Annotated in this window: 14 protein-coding genes and 2 pseudogenes; 8 read left to right on the top strand and 8 right to left on the bottom strand. The window is 65.2% G+C overall.

The annotated features are described in order from the left end of the window. A pseudogene (locus EOA29_RS07060) lies at positions 1–217 on the bottom strand (FAD-dependent oxidoreductase); the annotation flags it as partial. Next, the gene (locus EOA29_RS07055; RefSeq protein ID WP_127220643.1) at positions 168–836 is read right to left on the bottom strand and encodes a haloacid dehalogenase type II; all 669 of its coding nucleotides are present in this window, start codon (positions 834–836) and stop codon (positions 168–170) included. The gene EOA29_RS07055 and the pseudogene EOA29_RS07060, both read right to left, overlap by 50 nt. A gap of 320 nt (positions 837–1,156) precedes the next feature. On the opposite strand from EOA29_RS07055, the gene EOA29_RS07050 reads away from it, so the two are divergent. The 7 genes from EOA29_RS07050 (at position 1,157) to EOA29_RS07020 (ending at position 9,559) form a co-directional block, all read left to right on the top strand. Then, on the top strand, positions 1,157–1,996 hold the full coding sequence (locus EOA29_RS07050) for a GNAT family N-acetyltransferase (protein WP_127220645.1): 840 nt from the start codon (positions 1,157–1,159) through the stop codon (positions 1,994–1,996). Positions 1,997–2,010: 14 nt separating this feature from the next. Continuing rightward, positions 2,011–3,384 carry an aspartate aminotransferase family protein gene (locus tag EOA29_RS07045; protein ID WP_127220641.1) on the top strand — a complete coding sequence of 458 codons (1,374 nt, stop codon included), beginning with the start codon at positions 2,011–2,013 and terminating at the stop codon, positions 3,382–3,384. A 238-nt stretch (positions 3,385–3,622) separates the two neighbouring features. Further along, positions 3,623–4,345 carry an HAD-IA family hydrolase gene (locus EOA29_RS07040; protein WP_127220639.1) on the top strand — a complete coding sequence of 241 codons (723 nt, stop codon included), beginning with the start codon at positions 3,623–3,625 and terminating at the stop codon, positions 4,343–4,345. Positions 4,346–4,409: 64 nt separating this feature from the next. Continuing rightward, positions 4,410–6,020, top strand: a complete 1,611-nt coding sequence (locus tag EOA29_RS07035) for an ABC transporter substrate-binding protein (protein ID WP_126090042.1) — start codon at positions 4,410–4,412, stop codon at positions 6,018–6,020. Between the two features lie 88 nt (positions 6,021–6,108). Beyond that, entirely contained in the window at positions 6,109–7,059 is a 951-nt protein-coding gene (locus tag EOA29_RS07030) for an ABC transporter permease (RefSeq protein WP_126090043.1), read from the top strand. Beyond that, positions 7,056–7,907: an ABC transporter permease gene (locus EOA29_RS07025; protein ID WP_126090044.1), complete on the top strand. Its 852-nt coding sequence runs from the start codon at positions 7,056–7,058 to the stop codon at positions 7,905–7,907. Before EOA29_RS07030 ends, EOA29_RS07025 begins: the two co-directional genes overlap by 4 nt. Continuing rightward, a complete protein-coding gene (locus EOA29_RS07020; RefSeq protein WP_127220637.1) occupies positions 7,904–9,559 on the top strand; it encodes an ABC transporter ATP-binding protein in 1,656 nt (551 codons plus the stop codon). Before EOA29_RS07025 ends, EOA29_RS07020 begins: the two co-directional genes overlap by 4 nt. Before the next feature lie 22 nt (positions 9,560–9,581). Here EOA29_RS07020 and EOA29_RS07015 read toward each other — a convergent pair whose 3' ends face one another. Beyond that, a complete protein-coding gene (locus EOA29_RS07015) occupies positions 9,582–10,058 on the bottom strand; it encodes an Lrp/AsnC family transcriptional regulator (RefSeq protein ID WP_127220635.1) in 477 nt (158 codons plus the stop codon). A gap of 223 nt (positions 10,059–10,281) precedes the next feature. Between EOA29_RS07015 and EOA29_RS07010 the strand changes: the two genes are divergently transcribed. Further along, entirely contained in the window at positions 10,282–11,607 is a 1,326-nt protein-coding gene (locus EOA29_RS07010; protein ID WP_127220633.1) for an FAD-binding oxidoreductase, read from the top strand. A gap of 38 nt (positions 11,608–11,645) precedes the next feature. Here EOA29_RS07010 and EOA29_RS07005 read toward each other — a convergent pair whose 3' ends face one another. From EOA29_RS07005 to EOA29_RS06985, 5 genes and pseudogenes are all read right to left on the bottom strand, one after another. Continuing rightward, complete coding sequence (locus EOA29_RS07005; RefSeq protein ID WP_127220631.1) at positions 11,646–13,010, bottom strand: FAD/NAD(P)-binding oxidoreductase; 1,365 nt, start codon at positions 13,008–13,010, stop codon at positions 11,646–11,648. Continuing rightward, positions 13,007–13,309, bottom strand: a complete 303-nt coding sequence (locus EOA29_RS07000; protein WP_127220629.1) for a (2Fe-2S)-binding protein — start codon at positions 13,307–13,309, stop codon at positions 13,007–13,009. The genes EOA29_RS07005 and EOA29_RS07000 overlap by 4 nt, the downstream gene beginning before the upstream one ends. Next, positions 13,306–15,291 carry a hydantoinase B/oxoprolinase family protein gene (locus EOA29_RS06995; protein ID WP_127220627.1) on the bottom strand — a complete coding sequence of 662 codons (1,986 nt, stop codon included), beginning with the start codon at positions 15,289–15,291 and terminating at the stop codon, positions 13,306–13,308. Before EOA29_RS06995 ends, EOA29_RS07000 begins: the two co-directional genes overlap by 4 nt. A 4-nt stretch (positions 15,292–15,295) precedes the next feature. Continuing rightward, on the bottom strand, positions 15,296–17,374 hold the full coding sequence (locus EOA29_RS06990; RefSeq protein WP_127220625.1) for a hydantoinase/oxoprolinase family protein: 2,079 nt from the start codon (positions 17,372–17,374) through the stop codon (positions 15,296–15,298). A gap of 89 nt (positions 17,375–17,463) precedes the next feature. Next, positions 17,464–17,701 (bottom strand): annotated as a pseudogene (locus EOA29_RS06985) (LysR family transcriptional regulator); the annotation flags it as partial.

Genomic DNA, 17,701 nt, shown 5'->3' with positions numbered 1-17,701 from the left:
CCTTGGCGCCGGCCTTCGCCAGCTGGCGCGCGGCGGCGAGACCGGTGAAGCCGCCGCCAATGACGGCGGCGTCGTAGTGTCCCTCGACCGGGCCTTGCGCCCCCCCGGAAAAAACAGGAGCGGTGTCGTGCCAGTAGGAGACCAGCTTCATTTGCATCCCGTCAGTTTCAAAGCCCGACCACGCCCGGAAGACCGGAAATGTCGGCGATCTCGACATAGCCGTAATAGGGGTTAGCCGGCTCGTGACCCCGATTGACCCAGACCTTGTTCTTGATCCCGAGATCATGCGCCGACATCAGGTCGTAGCGGAACGAGGACGAGCAGTGAAGAACATCCTCCGGACCACAGCCCAGCCTATCGAACATGTATTCGAAAGCCTTGAAGCGTGGCTTGTAGGCTTGAGCCTGTTCGGCCGTGTAGACGGCATGGAATGGCGCGCCGAGCTTCTCGACATTGGACATGATCTGCGCGTTCATGGCGTTGGAGAGGATGACCAGCGGAATTTCCTTGGCGACCTTGGCGAGGCCGGCTGGAACGTCGGCGTGCGGCCCCCAGGTCGGGACACGCTCATAGACCATTTTGGCGTCGTCGGAGCTGAAGGCGACGCCGTTGCGGTTGCAGGCGCGCTCGAGCGCGTTGTGAACGACATCGGCATAAGGTTTCCAGTCGCCCAATATCTCGTCCAGCCGGTACGCTGCGAAGTTCTTGATGAACTCCTGCATGCGCGGCTCATCGAGCCGGCTGCCATAGAGGTCACGCGCCGCCTCGGCCATCTGGAAATTGGTCAACGTGCCATAGCAGTCGAAGGTGATGTATTTGGGCCTGAAAGATGCCATATCCGTCGATCTCCGGTGGAAGCACATCCGTGTTGGGACGTTTTTCATCATAGACCGGCAGAAAGCGACCCACCTGACCGAAAAGCGCCTGCCGAAAGCAGAAAGTTCCGTATCCGCGGTTCCGTTTGGCACGCTGTAGCATCTTGAGCTTCGAAGGATGCCGCCGGTGGAGGCGCTAAACGCATCTAGTTCCATAGGCGCCAGCACAAGATGCGGCGCACCCCCTGCGCAACGGCGAATGATACCGTCGAAGTCGAGACCTTCAGACGATCTGCGGCGCACCAATGATCGAGACTTGGGGTCAGACTGAAAGGTGCGTCATGCAGCAAGGCGAGATCGAACTCCAGGACTTCGGGCCGGATCATATCGACGGTGCAGTCGCGCTATCTCGGCAGGAGAATTGGCCGCATCGCCCGCAGGATTGGCAGATGGCGCTGCAGCTTTCGAGCGGCGCGGTCGCCCTCGATGACCAGGGCCGGGTCACCGGAACCATACTGGTGACGCCCTATGGCGCCGATTGCGCAATGATCAACATGGTGATCGTCGACCGGAACGTGCGTGGCAAGGGGCTCGGGCGCCGCCTGATGGAACAGGCCTTCGCTCTTGCAGAGGATCGTCCGCTGCGGCTCGTCGCGACGGCAGACGGCATGCCGCTCTATCAGAAACTGGGCTTCGCGCCCTCGGGCACCATCCTGCAGCATCAGGGAAGCATCGCTCAGCTTGGCGCGCCCGACGGCGTGGAAGCGGCAAGCGGCGATGATCTGCCGGAGATCAAGGCGCTGGACCGCGATGCCTATGGCGCCGACCGTGAAGCCCTGATCGATGCTCTGGCCGAGCGTGGCCAATTCGCCGTCATTCGCCACGACGGCGCCATCGAGGCTTATGCCGCGATCCGTCCGTTCGGACGCGGCGAGGTGATCGGTCCGGTCATCGCGAGCAGCGCTGAGGAAGCCAAAGCACTAATCTGCTTTTTCGCCGCGTCGCGCCCCGGCGCCTTCCTGCGCGTCGACACGGACAGCAGGACAGGCATTGCCGACTGGCTCACGGAAATCGGCCTCGCCCATGTCGGCGGCGGCGTGGCGATGGACCGCCCCGCCAAGAAGGGCCCCGAACAGGCCAGGCCAAAAGTTTACGCCCTCGCCAACCAGGCGCTCGGATAATCCGGAGGACAACAATGCTCGCCAATTCCCTGGTCGAACTCGACCGCGCCCATCTCATCCATCCGGTCGCCTCTTATCGCGGCCACGAGGCGCTCGGCGTGCGCGTGCTGAAATCGGCGAAGGGCGCCACCGTGACCGATGCGTCCGGCCGGCAGCTTGTCGACGGTTTTGCCGGGCTTTGGTGCGTCAATGCCGGCTATGGCCACGACAGTATCGTCGAGGCGGCAGCCCGGCAGATGCGCGAGCTTCCCTACGCCACCGCCTATTTCGACCTCGGCTCGGAGCCGGCCATCCGGCTTGCCTCGGAACTGGCCGAGCGCGCGCCGGGGGACCTCAACCACGTCTATTTCACGCTCGGCGGGTCGGACGCGGTCGACAGCACGATCCGGTTCGTCCGCTATTACTGGAACGCCAGGGGCGAGCCGCAACGCGACCAGTTCATCTCGATCGAGCTGGGTTATCACGGGTCGTCGGTGGTCGGCGCCGGCCTCACCGCCCTGCCCGCCTTTCACGCCGGCTTCGGCATTCCCTTCGAATGGCAGCACAAGATTCCCTCGCCCTATCCCTATCGCAATCCGGTGGGCGAGGACGGGAACGCGATCATTGCCGCATCGCTCGCCGCGCTGAAGGCCAAAATCGAGACGATCGGGGCGGAGCGGATCGCCGCGTTCTATGCCGAGCCGATCCAGGGCTCGGGCGGCGTCATCGTCCCGCCGAAAGGCTGGATCAAGGCGATGCGAGAGCTCTGCCGCGAGTATGGCATCCTGTTCATCGCCGACGAGGTGATCACCGGTTTCGGCCGCACGGGACCTCTCTTTGCCTGCACCGATGAGGACATCGTTCCCGATTTCATGACGACGGCAAAAGGTCTGACCTCGGGCTATGTTCCGATGGGCGCCGTGTTCATGGCCGATCATGTCTACAACGTCATCGCCGATGGCGCCGGCAGCGCGGCGGTCGGCCACGGCTATACCTATTCCGCTCATCCGGTCAGCGCCGCCGTCGCGCTCGAGGTGCTGAAGCTCTATGAGGACGGCCTGCTGGAGAACGGCGCCAAAGCCGGTGCCCGCCTGATGGGGGGGCTGGAGGAGCTGAGGGACCACCCGCTCGTCGGCGATGTGCGCGGTCGCGGCATGCTTGCAGCGATCGAGCTGGTGGTCGACAAACAGAAGAAGACGCCACTTCCCGCCTCGGCCATGCCGGCGCGGCGCGTCTTCGACAGGGCGTGGGACAACGGCCTGATCATCCGCGCCTTTGCGCATGGGGTCCTCGGCTATGCCCCGCCGCTCTGCTGCACCGACAGCGACATCGACGCGATCATCGAGCGCACCCGCCGAACGCTCGATGAGACGCTGGATGACGCGGATGTCCGCAAGGCGCTGGCATGACGGGCGGCCAATATTTCGCGTTTCGAAATATCGCTTCGGCAGGCGATTTCGCAATTTTGTGCCGCAGCCCCGCGCCTTTTCGGCGAATCCAGCGCGGGGGAAGTGCCAGACTGCTTTTAAAGACAAGGCCAGAAAGCCCGAATTTCCAGGTTTTGAAAAAGGCCGACGCCCCGGACAGCACGGAATTTTGTTCTGTTCAGCATGATGCAATTCGGTCGCGCGCAGAGGAGAGCCAGATTTGGCCAGGGGCTTTAGCGAATTCAAATACATGACCTTCGATGTGGTCGGCACGCTGATCGACTTCGAAGGGGGCATCACGAGCTGCCTGGCCGGCATCGCCGCCGAAGCTGGTGTCTCCTTCGACGGCGAGGAGGCGTTTGCCCTTTACCGGCAGGCTCGCTACATGCCCGATGCGGGCCTGTTCCCTGACGATCTGGCGCGTGTCTACATGGTCATCGCGCCGCGGCTCGGCCTGCCGGCCGAGGAGAAATACGGAGCCCGCCTGCGGGATTCCGCCAGCACCTGGCAAGGCTTCTCCGACAGCGCGGCGGCCTTGGCCGACCTTGCGAAAGCCCACAGGCTGATTGCCATGACCAATGCCCGGCGCTGGGCGCTCGACCATTTCGAGAAGCAGCTCGGATCGCCCTTCTTCGCCACCTTCACGACCGACGACACCGGCACGGAGAAACCGGACCCCGCCTTCTTCCAGGCAGTCTTCGATTTCGTGGCCGCCCGCGGCGACGACAAGGACGACATCCTGCACGTCGCGCAAAGCCAGTATCACGACATCGGCATCTCCCGGGCGCTTGGCATGACCAACTGCTGGATTGAGCGCCGCCATGCCCTGAAGGGCTATGGCGGCACGATAGAGCCCGAGCGCTTCACCGTGCCGGACCACCACTTCACCTCGATGGCCGCCTTTGCGTCGGCCGTGCGGGAAAGTCTAAAGGAACGAACCTGAGCCCAAGCCCGGAAAGCCGCAGCAAGACGAGCATCCCGACTAAAGAAACAGAAAGGGGAATGACATGACCGACAAGATCACGAACTGGACCAGCGCAGACGATGCCATGGTCGAAAACGCCATTCGGCGAGGCGCCAGTCGCCGCGAACTCCTCAAGATGCTGCTGGCCGGCGGCGCCGCGGTTGCCGCGGGCAGCGTGGTGCTTGGCCGCGCCACGCAAGCCGTCGCCGCCACCCCGGTTTCCGGTGGAAATTTCAAGGCGGCCGGCTGGTCGTCCTCGACGGCCGATACGCTCGATCCGGCAAAGGCGTCTCTCTCTACCGACTATGTCCGCTGCTGTTCGCTCTACAACCGCCTGACCTTCCTCGACAAGGACGGCAAGACGCAGATGGAGCTGGCTGAAGGCTTCGACAGCAAGGACGCCAAGACCTGGACCGTGAAGCTGCGCAAGGGCGTCACCTTCCATGACGGCAAGGACCTCACCGCCGACGACGTCGTCTTCTCGCTGAAGCGCCATCTCGACAAGGCGGTCGGCTCCAAGGTCGCCAAGATCGCCGCGCAGATGACCGGCTTCAAGGCGGTCGACAAGTCGACTGTCGAAATCACGCTCGCCGATCCGAATGCCGACCTGCCGACCATCCTAGCGCTGCATCACTTCATGATCGTCGCCGACGGCACCACCGATTTCTCCAAGGGCAACGGCACGGGCGCCTTCGTGCTGCAAACGTTCGAACCGGGCGTGCGTTCGGTGGTCACCAAGAACAAGAACTACTGGAAGTCGGGCAAGCCTTACCTCGACTCCTTCGAATTCATCGCCATCACTGACGACAGCGCCCGCGTCAACGCCCTGATTTCCGGCGACATCAATTTTGCGGCCTCGATCAATCCGCGCTCGATGAAGCTGCTGGAGAGCCAGCAGGGCTTTGAGCTGTCGAAGACGACCTCGGGCAACTATACGGACCTCAACATCCGGCTCGACATGGATCCGGGCAGCAAGGCCGATTTCGTGGCCGGCATGAAGTACCTCGTCAACCGCGAGCAGATCGTCAAATCGGCATTGCGCGGCCTCGGCGAAATCGGCAACGACCAGCCCGTGTCGCCAGCCAATATCTTCCATAACGCCGATCTCAAGCCGAAGGCCTTCGACCCGGACAAGGCGAAGTTCCACTTCCAGAAGGCGGGCCTGCTCGGCCAGCCGATCCCCGTGGTCGCTTCCGACGCGGCGACCTCGTCGATCGACATGGCGGTGATCATCCAGGCCGCCGGCGCTGATATCGGCATGAAGCTCGACGTCCAGCGCGTCCCGTCCGATGGCTACTGGGACAATTACTGGCTCAAGGCGCCGGTCCATTTCGGCAACATCAATCCGCGCCCGACGCCGGACATCCTGTTCTCGCTGCTTTACGCTTCCAACGCGCCGTGGAACGAAAGCCAGTACAAATCCGAGAAGTTCGACAAGCTGCTCGTCGAGGCGCGAGGCCTGCTCGACCAGGCCAAGCGCAAGGAAATCTACGGCGTGATGCAGGGTATGGTTTCCGAGGAAGCCGGCACCATCATCCCGGCCTATATCTCCAACGTCGATGCCCTCTCCAGCAAGGTGAAGGGTTTGGAAGCGAACCCGCTCGGTGGCATGATGGGCTACGCAATGGCGGAATACCTCTGGCTCGAAGCCTGAGGGGCGCCTGCCGGGGACCGGTCAGCCGGTCCCCGGCACTGCATTGCGCAAGATTGTTTGGCCTAACGCAACCGCAGGGAGCGCTTCCATGAAGTCTGGGGTTCTCAACCTCGTGGTGAAGCGGCTGGCTGTCGCGGTCGTCACCCTTCTGATAGTCCTGTTCGCCGTGTTTTTCGCCACCAGCATGCTGCCTGGCGACACCGCGTCGATCCTGCTTGGCCAGGCGGCGACCCCCGAGGCCGTCGCCGGCCTGCGCGAAGCCATGCACCTCAACGATCCGGCGATTCTGCGCTTCCTGCGCTGGCTTGTCGGCCTGCTCCATGGCGATCTCGGCACCTCCTATGCCAACGACATGCCGGTCGCGGCGCTGATCGGCGGGCGCTTCGTCAACACCATGAAGCTGGCCAGCATCACCACGCTGATCTCGGTGCCGCTGGCGCTGACGCTCGGCATCACCGCCGCGATGCTGCGCGGCTCCCTCTACGACCGCACCGTCACCGTGCTTTCGATCGGCGTCATCTCCGTGCCGGAGTTCATGGTCGCGACGCTGGCGGTCCTGCTCTTTGCCGTCTATCTCAGATGGTTGCCGGCGCTGTCCTCGGTGAACGAGGCGCATTCGCTGACCGACCTCGTGCGCATCTACGCGATGCCGGTGATCACGCTCACCTTCGTCATCTCCGCCCAGATGATCCGCATGACCCGTGCCGCGGTGATCGAAACGCTTTCCACGCCCTATGTCGAGATGGCGCTCCTCAAGGGCGCCTCGCGCAGCCGCATGGTGCTGAGGCACGCGCTTCCCAACGCGCTCGGGCCGATCGTCAACGCGGTCGCGCTCTCGCTGTCCTACCTGGTCGGCGGCGTCATCATCGTGGAGACGATCTTCAACTATCCCGGCATCGCCAAATTGATGGTCGATGCGGTCGCGACCCGCGACCTGCCGCTGATCCAGAGCTGCGCGATGATCTTCTGCCTCGGCTATCTCCTGCTCATCACGGCCGCCGATATCATCGCCATCATGTCCAACCCGAGGCTCAGATGACGATGGCGCGCGTGGAAGCCTCCCGAAGGTCCTTCCTGGGCCACAGCTACAACCTCGTGGGCGTCGTGGCCTCGCTGGTCATCCTGGCGTGGACGCTGATCGCGATCTTCGCGCCCTATATCATTCCCCATCCGATCGGCGACATCGTCGACGACGACTATTTCGGCCCGATGCGTCAGGGGCTGTGGCTCGGCTCCGACTATCTGGGCCGCGACATGCTCTCCAGGGTTCTGATGGGCGCACGCTACACCGTCGGCATATCGCTCGCCGCCGTCTCCATCGCCTGCTTTTCGGGCGTCGTGCTCGGCATGATCGCCGCCGTCACCGGCGGTTGGCTGGACACCTGCCTCAGCCGCTTCCTCGACGCGATGAACTCCATCCCGAGCAAGCTGTTCGGCCTTGTCGTCGTGGCCGCAGTCGGCTCGTCGATCCCGGTGCTGATCCTGACGCTCGCCGTCATCTACATCCCCGGCGCCTACCGCTTCGCACGGGCGCTCGCCGTCAACATCAACACCATGGACTTCATGACCGTCGCCCGCGTCCGTGGTGAGAGCACGGCCTATCTCATCGGGTCCGAGATCCTGCCCAACATCATCCGTCCGGTGCTGGCCGACTTCGGCCTGCGCTTCGTCTTCATCGTGCTTTTGCTCTCGGGCCTCTCCTTCCTCGGGCTCGGCCTGCAGCCGCCTTTAGCCGACTGGGGCGCGCTGGTGCGCGAGAACATCGGCGGCCTGCCCTTCGCGGCTCCTGCAGTCATCGTGCCCTCGCTGGCGATCGCCAGCCTCACCATCAGCGTCAACCTGCTGATCGACAACCTGCCGCAGAAGATCAGGGACCGTGACGCATGACCAACCTCGTCGAGGTCAGGAACCTGAGGATCGAGGCCACGACCGACGCCGGACGTCTGGTCGAAATCATCAAGGGCGTCAGCATCGACATCGCCGACGGCGAGATCGTCGCCCTGATCGGCGAGAGCGGCTCCGGCAAGACGACAGTGGCGCTCTCGCTCATGGGCCACGCACGGCCAGGCTGCCGGATCACCGGCGGCGAGATCAACGTCAACGGCAAGAACATGGCGGCACTCGCCGAGAAGGAACGGGCGAAGCTGCGCGGCACCGACATCGCCTATGTTCCGCAAAGTGCGGCCGCCTCCTTCAACCCATCATCCACGATCATGGAGCAGGTGATCGAGGTCACGCGCATCCACAGGCTGATGCCGCCCGAGCAGGCACGCAAGCGGGCAGTCGAGCTGTTCAGGGCCTTGTCGCTGCCGGACCCGGAAGGGATCGGCGCCCGTTATCCGCACCAGGTTTCGGGTGGGCAATTGCAGCGCTTGGCGGCGGCCATGGCGCTTATCGGCGATCCCAAGCTGGTTATCTTCGACGAGCCGACGACGGCGCTCGACGTGACGACGCAGATCGACGTGCTGAAGGCATTCAAGTCGGTGATGAAGGCGGACGGCATAGCGGGTGTCTACGTTTCCCACGACCTCGCGGTCGTCGCCCAGATCGCCGATCGCATCGTGGTGCTGAAGGGCGGCGAAGTGCAGGAGACCGGCACGACGCGAGAAATTCTTTCGGCTGCCAAGCACCCCTATACGAGGGAGCTGCTGGCTGCCTTCGAACCGAAGGCGCAGGGCGCGAAGGCGGATGCAGATGCGGCAGCGAAGCCGCTGCTGCGTGTCGACAATCTGACGGCCGGCTACGGGGCGGTCCGCGCCGACGGTCTGCCGCTCATCCGCGCCGTCCAGTCCGTCAGCCTGGTCGTGGAGAAGGGGCGCAACCTCGGCATCATCGGCGAATCCGGCTGCGGGAAATCGACGCTGGCGCGGGTCATCGCCGGTATCCATCCGGCGGCGGCCGGCGACATCGTCTTCGACGGCAAGGAACTGGAGCGCACCGCCAGGAAACGCAGCCAGGACCAGCTGCGCGAGATGCAGATCGTGTTCCAATATGCCGATACCGCGCTCAATCCGGCAAAGCCTATCGAGGACATCATCTCCCGCCCGCTGGCCTTCTATCACCGGCTCGACAGGCAGGCCCGCTCGAAGCGGGTCGACGAACTGCTCGACATGGTGCGCCTGCCGAAGGCGCTGCGCTACCGTCATCCGGCGGAGCTGTCGGGCGGCCAGAAGCAGCGGGTGAACTTCGCGCGCGCGCTCGCGGCCAACCCCAAGCTCATCATCTGCGACGAAATCACGTCGGCGCTCGACACGGTGGTGGCGTCAGCCGTGATCGAGCTGCTCAAGGAGCTGCAGCGCGAGCTCGGCCTCTCCTACATCTTCATCAGCCACGACCTTTCCGTCGTCGAGGCCATCTGCGACGAGATCATGGTGATGTACAATGGCGAGCGGGTGGAGCAGATCACGCCCGACAAGGTGAAGGCGCCGACCCACCCCTATTCCAAGCTTCTGTTCTCCTCCGTGCCGAAGCTCGATCCGACCTGGCTCGACGGTCTCGTCCGCGACCCCGAATTGGTCAGCCAGTACGGCCACAGGTAGAGGAATTCGAGGCGGCCACGCTTCACATCGGAAACAGGCTGGGCAACGGCATGTGCGCTTTGACGATGGGCGACTTCAGCACCACGAAGCTGAAATACTTGTCGATGCCGATATCCATGTCGGTGAGCCGCTCCATGATCGTCTGGTACTCGCCGATGCCGGCGGTCACGAATTTCATCAGGTAATCGTAACCGCCCGACACGAGATGGCATTCGATGACCTGGTCGATCTTCTCCACGACGGCGAGAAAGCGGGCGAAGTCCACCTGGCGGTGATTCTTCAAAGTGATCTCGGTGAACACGGTCAGCGTCTGGCCGAGCTTGCCGATGTTGACCTGCGCTGAATAGCCTTCGATGTAGCCTTCCGACTGGAGCTTCTTGACCCGCATCAGGCACGGGCTCGGCGACAGGTGCACCAACTCGGCCAGCTCCACATTGGTAATGCGGCCGTTCTTCTGCAATTCGTGCAGAATCTTGATGTCGATCCGATCCAGTTTCACAGCCGTCTCCGTAGAAAGCGCGCCACAGCACAAAATGCTGCCATGCTGGTTGCCATTGACACTACCACAGCCCGCCGTCCTGTCCATGAGAGCTAATACCGCTTTGAAACGCAGCGACTCCTGATTTCGACCGAGCTGCCGGAATAAAATTCTGCTTCGGCCTCAACTGCAGCAGCGGCTGCCTGCGCAACGCGCTAAATTGGCGCTTCGAGATGGAGAGACCATGCGCGCGCCGCTGCAGCAAATCGAAACGTCCGGCGAACTGCCGCAATCCGCGGATGCGGTGGTGATCGGCGGCGGGATCGTCGGTGTCTTCGCCGCCTATTATCTGGCAAGGCGCGGCATGAAGGTGGCGCTCGTCGAAAAGGGACGTATCGGCGCCGAGCAGTCCAGCAGAAACTGGGGATGGTGCCGCCAGCAGAACCGCGACGCCCGCGAGTTGCCTATGGCGACCCGAAGCCTCGATCTGTGGGCTCACTTTGCGGTCGAAGCTGGCGAGGACACGGGCTTCCGCCGTTGCGGCCTGCTCTATCTCAGCAATGACGAGGCGGAACTGGCCGGCTGGGCACGCTGGCGTGACTTTGCCAAAACGGCCTGCGTCACCACCCACATGCTCGACAGCGCCGAAGCGAGCGCGCGCGGTCGCGCCACAGGCCGTATCTGGAAGGGCGGCGTCTTCTCGCCGACCGACGGTACCGCCGATCCGTCGCAGGCCGCGCCCGCGGTCGCCCGCGCCATCCTCAAGCTCGGCGGCAGCGTACACCAGAATTGCGCGGCACGCGGCATCGAGACCGAGGGCGGTCGCCTGAGCGGCGTGGTCACGGAAAGCGGAACGATCCGGACGAAGGTGGCGGTGCTTGCCGGCGGCGCCTGGGCGTCCTCCTTTTGCCATCAGTTCGGCTTCCGCTTCCCGCAGGCATCGGTCCGCTCCTCCATCCTGTCCGTTTCGCCCGGCGCCGAGGGTCTGCCGGATGCGCTGCACACGGCAAGGATTTCGGTCACGCGCCGCGGCGACGGTGGCTACACGCTTGCGATCAGCGGACGCGGACGCGTGGACGTGACGCCGCAGCAACTGCGCTTCTCCTCGCAGTTCGTCCCGATGTTCCTGAAGCGCTGGCGAAGCCTCGCGCCTGGCGGCCTGCAGGGCATGCGTTCGGGTCACGAAACGCTGCGACGCTGGCGGCTCGACCGGCCGACGCCGATGGAGCGCATGCGCATCCTCGATCCGGTCCCGGATCGGGCGACCATCCGCCTGACCCACGCCCGCGCGCTCGAGCTGCTGCCGGCTCTGCGCCAGACCAGGATCAGCGCCGCCTGGGCCGGCTATATCGACAGCACGCCGGACGGCGTGCCCGCCATCGGCGAGATAGATACCGTTCCGGGCTTCTTCCTGGCTGCCGGATTCTCGGGACACGGCTTCGGCATCGGGCCGGGCGCCGGGCATCTCGTCGCCGATCTGGTGACCCAGTCGGAACCGATCGTCGATGCGACATCTTACGATCCGCGGCGCTTCGATGACTCGGCCTGGGGCAAGGTTGCCGATTTCTAAGACGTGGCGGACGCCAATCTCCGGCTTTCGCAATTGCATCAGCCTTCCCCGAGAAAAGCGCCGATCGGCGCCGGCCGCACAGGAGCCTGCCCGCGAAACCGGCCGACGGTATGGAGCGCACAACCGGCTTGGGCCGCGACGAGTTCGGCGGCCGCCAACTGGCAATAGCGCCCCTGGCAGCGCCCCATGCCGGCGCGTGACAGCGATTTCACCCTGTTGGCCTCGCCGCCGCGTTCCACGCTTTCGCGTATGGCGCCAGCGCTCACATTCTCGCAGCGGCAAACGATCGCCTCGTCGGGCAGCGCCCGCACCATCTCGAACGGCCAGGGAAAGGCGCGAGCCAGCCCGCGGGCAAAGCGTTCGAGCCGCGCCAGCTTGCGCAGATCGGCATTGACGGAAGGCGCCGGACGCCCGAGATCGGAAAGGCACGCCGTTGCAGCAAGACGCCCCGCTATTTCCGCGCCATCCGCCCCGAGGAGACGAACCCCATCGCCGGCAAGATAGACTCCGTTGCCGGCCCTGCCCATATCGTCCGTCTTCGGCAGCCATTGTTGCCACTGCTCGTCATAAATGAAGGTGCATCCCGTCAGGTCGGCCAGATGCGTCTCCGCCCGCAGGTGCCAGCCCATGCCGACCATGTCGCATGGGGTGAGGTGCTCCCGGCCGCCGGCATCGCGCCAGCGCATCGCCGTGACGCCCGATGTATCGGCCTCGATCCGCCCGAGCGTCACGCCCGCATGATAGCGGCCGCCGAGCCGCGCCCGCAGGGCGAGGCCGCGCAGCGCGACGATCGGCCGGGCGGAGAGCCCCCAGAGCCCCCGCATCTGCTGGCGCCAAAATGAGGTGTCGAGCACCGCCGCCACATCCGCTCCAGCCTTGAGGAGCTGCGCGCCGACCAGTGTCAGCAAGGGCCCCGATCCGATGAGCACGATCCGCCTCCCGAGGGCTACGCCCTGCGCCTTGAGCGCGATCTGCGCCGCGCCAAGGCTGTAGACGCCGGCGCTCTGCCAGCCGGGAACGGGAGCGACGCGGTCGGATGCGCCGGTGGCCAGGATCAGACGGTCATAGCCGATCACCTGCACGCCGCCCTCTCCCAGCACATGCAGCCGACCCTCATGCGCGGCGATGACCGAGCTGCGCGCGCAATAAGTGAGCCGCCCTTCTTCGGCCAGCCGGTCGAAAAGCGCATGCAGTGCGCGGGCCTTCGCCGCCTCCGGCCCGTAGAGCTGTTCCGGTGTGCGGACGAACCCGATAGGCGGACGACGATAGATCTGCCCGCCCGCGGAATGCCCTTCGTCGATCACCACCGGGTGGAGCCCGGCCTCGACCAGCGTCGCGGCGGCCCTTATGCCGGCCGGACCCGCGCCCACGATCACGATCCGCGGCGATGACGTCTCGCTCACGGCCAGTTCTCCGGCGGCGTCGTGCGCAATCGCATACCTTCAGCGACAAGGGTTGTGCATGCCCGCAGACGCGGCCCCTCCTCCTGCCACACCCAGCAATCCTGGCAGGCTCCCATCAGGCAGAAGCCGGCGCGCGGCTCAGGTCCGAACTCGGAGTTTCGCAACGCGTGTCCTGAAGCCAGAATGGCGATCAGCACGGTGTCGCCTGCAAGCGCGCCACGCATCTCACCGTCGAGAAAGAAGCGCACCTGTGCCCGGTCGAACTCGGCCAGCCGGACGATGCGGCCGGCGGTGTTCATTCCGCGGCCTCCCGGACCGCACCGGGACGGGGCAATTCGGGAAACCGTTCGCAGGCCGCGTCGAAGGCCGCCTGGACGCCTTCCGGCCCGGAGCGGCCTTTCATGCGGCGGAAGATCTCCGTCTTGGCGAAGAAGCGCCAGTGGATCGGCAAGGCGTCCAGCAGAGCGTGGAGCCGGCCATAGGCAGCCTGTGTCCACTGCGCTTCATAGCCTTCGCGCTCCGGGCCGAAATGGAAATGGCCGGCGGAAGGCTTTTGTCCGGCGCGCAGCCGCTCCGTCGCCTGCCGGTCGACCTCGCCGTCGCGAATGACGACGCCATACTCGCTTTCGGCTGCTGCCGCCGAGACGTAGCCACGCCGCACGTCCTGCGCGACCCGCCAGGGCTCGCGCTGATGCGGATCGCCGCGCCCGCCACCGCCGGCGGAGCGGATCTCGAGCACGTCGCCGGGCTGCAGGACCGCGGTGTCGATGTTGCCCAGCCGCCGCTCGTGGCCGGTTCCCGGATTGACGACCATGTCCGAGAGGCCGGCCGCCTTGCCGCCCAGCACGCCCCACGGGCGGAAGAAGCTGCGGTCACGGTTGCGCGCCGTGATCCTGGAGTCGGGGGCGAAGACGCGGAAGGCCATCTCGGTCGCCAGCCCGCCGCGCCAGCGGCCCGCACCGCCGCTATCTTTAGCGAGTCCGTATTTAACGAACTCGACCGGAGTCTCGGTCTCGGTGATCTCGATCGGTGTGTTCTTGAGATAGGCGGCGTCGGCGCCCGATCCGTTGGTGCCATCGCGATGCGGCATCGCCCCGCCGCCGCCCACTACCGGGTTCACTGCCGCGATGACACTCCGGCTGGTGCGCTCGTCCGTGGTCATGACGTTGACGATGCAGTTGTTGCCCGCCGGCGCCGCCGGCAGGCGCTCCGGCACTGCCTGCGAAAAGGCGCCAAAGATGACCGAGCGCAGCCGCGCGCAGGTGAGCGAGCGCATGCCGACGGCGGCGGGGTGGACCGGGTTCAGCACCGAGCCTTGCGGCGTGATGCAGGTGAACGGCCTGGTTAGGCCCGTATTGAGCAGGATCTTCGGGTTGAGCGTGTAGAGCACGTAGTAGACGCCGACCAGCAGCATGGTGTGTCGCGGGTCGCCGCCCGATGGCACGTTGAGCGAGGAGCCGAGCTGCGGGTCGGAGCCGGTGAAGTCGAGCACCGCTTCGTCGCCTTTGATCGTCAGTCTCAGCTTCAGCCGGCAGGGATTGGCCTCGACCGAATCCTCGTCGGCAAAGTCGGCGAACTCCCATGTGCCGTCTGGCATGGAGCGCAGCACGTCGCGCGCCTGCGCCTCCGCATGGTCGAGAAGCGCGGCGACGCCTTCCACGAAGCCGGGCTTGCCGAACTTCCGCACCATCGCCTGGATCTTGCGCTCGCCGGTATTGAGCGCGCCGACCAGCGCCTTGATGTCGCCGATGTTGAGGTCGGGCTTGCGCACATTGGTGCTCATGATCCGCAGGATCGTCTCGTTGAAGACACCCTCATTCACCAGCTTCATCGGCGGAAAACGGATGCCTTCCTGATGGATTTCGGTCAGCGCGCGGCTGAGCGAAGCCGGCACCGCGCCTCCCATATCGGTGTTGTGGATGTGGCCTCCGGTCCAGGCGACGATCTCGCCGTCGACGAAGACCGGCTTCCATAGATGCGTGTCGGGCGCGTGCGTGGCGACGTGGCCGGAATAGGGATCGTTTGTGAAGGCGACATCCCCCGGCCGGTAGCCGCCCACCATCGCGATCGCGCGGTGATAGGAAAGCCCCGGATACCAGGTGGCGCCGAGTTCCATCGGGACGGCGAAGGTCGCTCCGGAGCGATCCATCAGCATCACGGTGAAGTCCTGCGTCTCCTTGACGAAGGCGGAGTGCGCGGTGCGATGCAGCGTATGCGCCATGTTCTCGGCCGCCGCGCGGGCATGGTTTGCCAGAACCTGAAGGTTTGTCCGGTCGAACAAGGCGTCACTCCGCGAAGGTCAGGAGAAGATTGAGGTGGCGGTCGACCCGTGCCTGCGTTCCTGCGGGAATTGCAAAGGTCGTGTCTTCCTGCACCACCACAGCGGGTCCTCGGAACGTGCTGCCAGGCACCAGAGTCTGCCGGTCGTGGAGGTCGACCGTCTCGATGCTTTGGCCCGTGTAGACCGGGAGCCGGCGCGCCGGACTGGCCGGGGCGTCGATCTCGTCGGTCTCCGGGAAGAAGAGCGCCGGCCCTGCGCCTATTGCCGACAGTCGGACGTTCACAAGCTCGATCTCGCCCTCCGGATCATGGAAGTCGTAAAGCTGCTTATGGGTTCGGTGGAAGGCTTGCTCGACGGCGGCGGCGTCGCCATCCGCCAGCCATTGCGGCGACAGCACGACCTCGATCTCGTAGCTCTGCCCGACATAGCGCATGTCGCAGGAGAAATTGAGCTCAGCGGCCGCATCGTGCCCCTGCGCCGCGAGCCAGTCGCGGCCCTCTCGCGCAAGCGCCTCGAAGGCCTCGCGGATTTCGGGGAGCGACGCGCCCGACAACGGGCTGAAGATCGTGCGAATGAAGTCTCCGCGCAGATCGGCCACCAGCCCGCCCAGCGCCGACACCACGCCGGGGCGACGCGGCGCCATGACGCGCTTCATGCCGAGCTCGCGAGCCAGGAAGGCGCCGAGCATCGGGCCGCCGCCGCCGAAGGGCATCAGCGTGAATTCGCGCAGGTCGACGCCGGCGCGCGAGGCGAGCTTCTCGACCTCGACGAACATTTCCGACACCGCGATGTCGAGGATCGCCTGCGCAGTCTGCTCGACTGGGCGGCCGAGCCGGGCAGCAAGGTCGCCGACCGCGCGATGCGCCAGTCCGGTATCGATCCTGAGCTGGCCATAGGCCATCTCGCTGTGGCCGAGCCATCCGCAGACCACCATGGCGTCCGTCACCGTTGCCCGCTCGCCACCACGGCCATAGCATGCAGGTCCCGGCGTCGAGCCCGCCGATTCCGGTCCGACGCGCAACACGCCCTGCGCGTCGACACTGGCGATCGAACCGCCGCCGACGCCGATCGAGCTCACCGACACGGACGGGATATGGAGCGGGAATTCGCCGATCAGTTCGCCGGTCCCGAACTGCGCCTCGCCGCCGATGATGAGCGCGAAGTCGGCCGAGGTCCCGCCGATGTCGAGGGTAAGCACTTTGTCATCACCTGCCTGGCGCGCCAGCCAAGAGGCGCCGATGACGCCAGAGGCCGTTCCGGACAGCAGCATGTTCACGCAGGCGCGCTTGCCCTCGGCAGCGTTCATCAGTCCGCCGTTCGACTTCGTCAGCATGGGGCGTGCAGGCACGCCGCGGACCTTCAGCCGCTCTTCCAGCGCAGTCAGATAGCCTGAGACGCGCGGATGGACATAGCCATTGAGGATGGCGGTCGAGCTGCGCTCATATTCGCGGATGACCGGCCAGACCTCGGCCGAGGTGAAGACGAAGAGGTCGGGCGCAAGACGCGCAATCGCCGCCTTCACCGAAGCCTCCTGCGCGGCGTTGCGCCAGGCATGGAGAAAGGAGACGATGATCCCTTGCGCCCCGCTCGCTTTCGCCGCGGCGACCGCGCTTTCCACCGCCGCCGTGTCCGGTGCCCGGGATTCGCTGCCGTCAGCACGCATGCGAGCCGGAATGCCGAAGACCATGTCGCGCGAGATCAGCGGGTCCGGCCGCGAGCAGAACAGCGAATACATGTCCGGCATGCGAAGCCGCGCGAGTTCGATCACGTCCTCGAAGCCGGCATTGGTGAACAGCGCCAGCGGCGCGCCCTTGCGCTGGATGATCGTGTTGATGCCGACGGTCGTGCCGTGCACGAAGCGCGTCATATGGGTCGGATCGAAGCCTTCGCGTTCGGCCAGCAGGGTGAGACCCGTCATCAGCTCGGCGCCCGGATCTTCCGGCGTCGTCAGCACTTTCAGCGAGGCGACGCGTCCGGAATTGGCTTCGAGCGCGCAGAAATCGATGAATGTCCCGCCGATATCGACGCCGACCTTCCAGTCGGCCTTGGTCCGCGCCTCATCCGCCGCAATGGCACCATCCATGATGCGTCCCTTCCTGTCTGTCGACCAAACCTGGCACGAGCGGATGGTCAGGGTCCAAGATGGATGACGGGCAAGGATATAAGTCTTGCTTATACTTTCGCGCGATGGTCACCCAGGACGGCGGCACACGCCTCGCGGATTTCGTCGCGCATCATCTCGTCGGCCCGCGAAAGGGCTCGTGCGCGCGACGTAAGCAGCGCGATCGGAAATTCCGGCCCGGCCGCCAGCGGCCTGACGGCAAGCCCGGCAAACTGCTGCCACGGCAGCAGCGCGTCGACCAGGCCGATACCCAGACCGGCCTGGACGAAGCCGACCGCGGAGATGGAT

It is taken from the genome of Mesorhizobium sp. M1E.F.Ca.ET.063.01.1.1, assembly GCF_003998155.1.
Taxonomy (GTDB): Bacteria; Pseudomonadota; Alphaproteobacteria; order Rhizobiales; family Rhizobiaceae; genus Mesorhizobium.
Note: the sequence above shows the minus strand (reverse complement) of the source record. Positions and strands in the feature narration are given on the sequence as shown.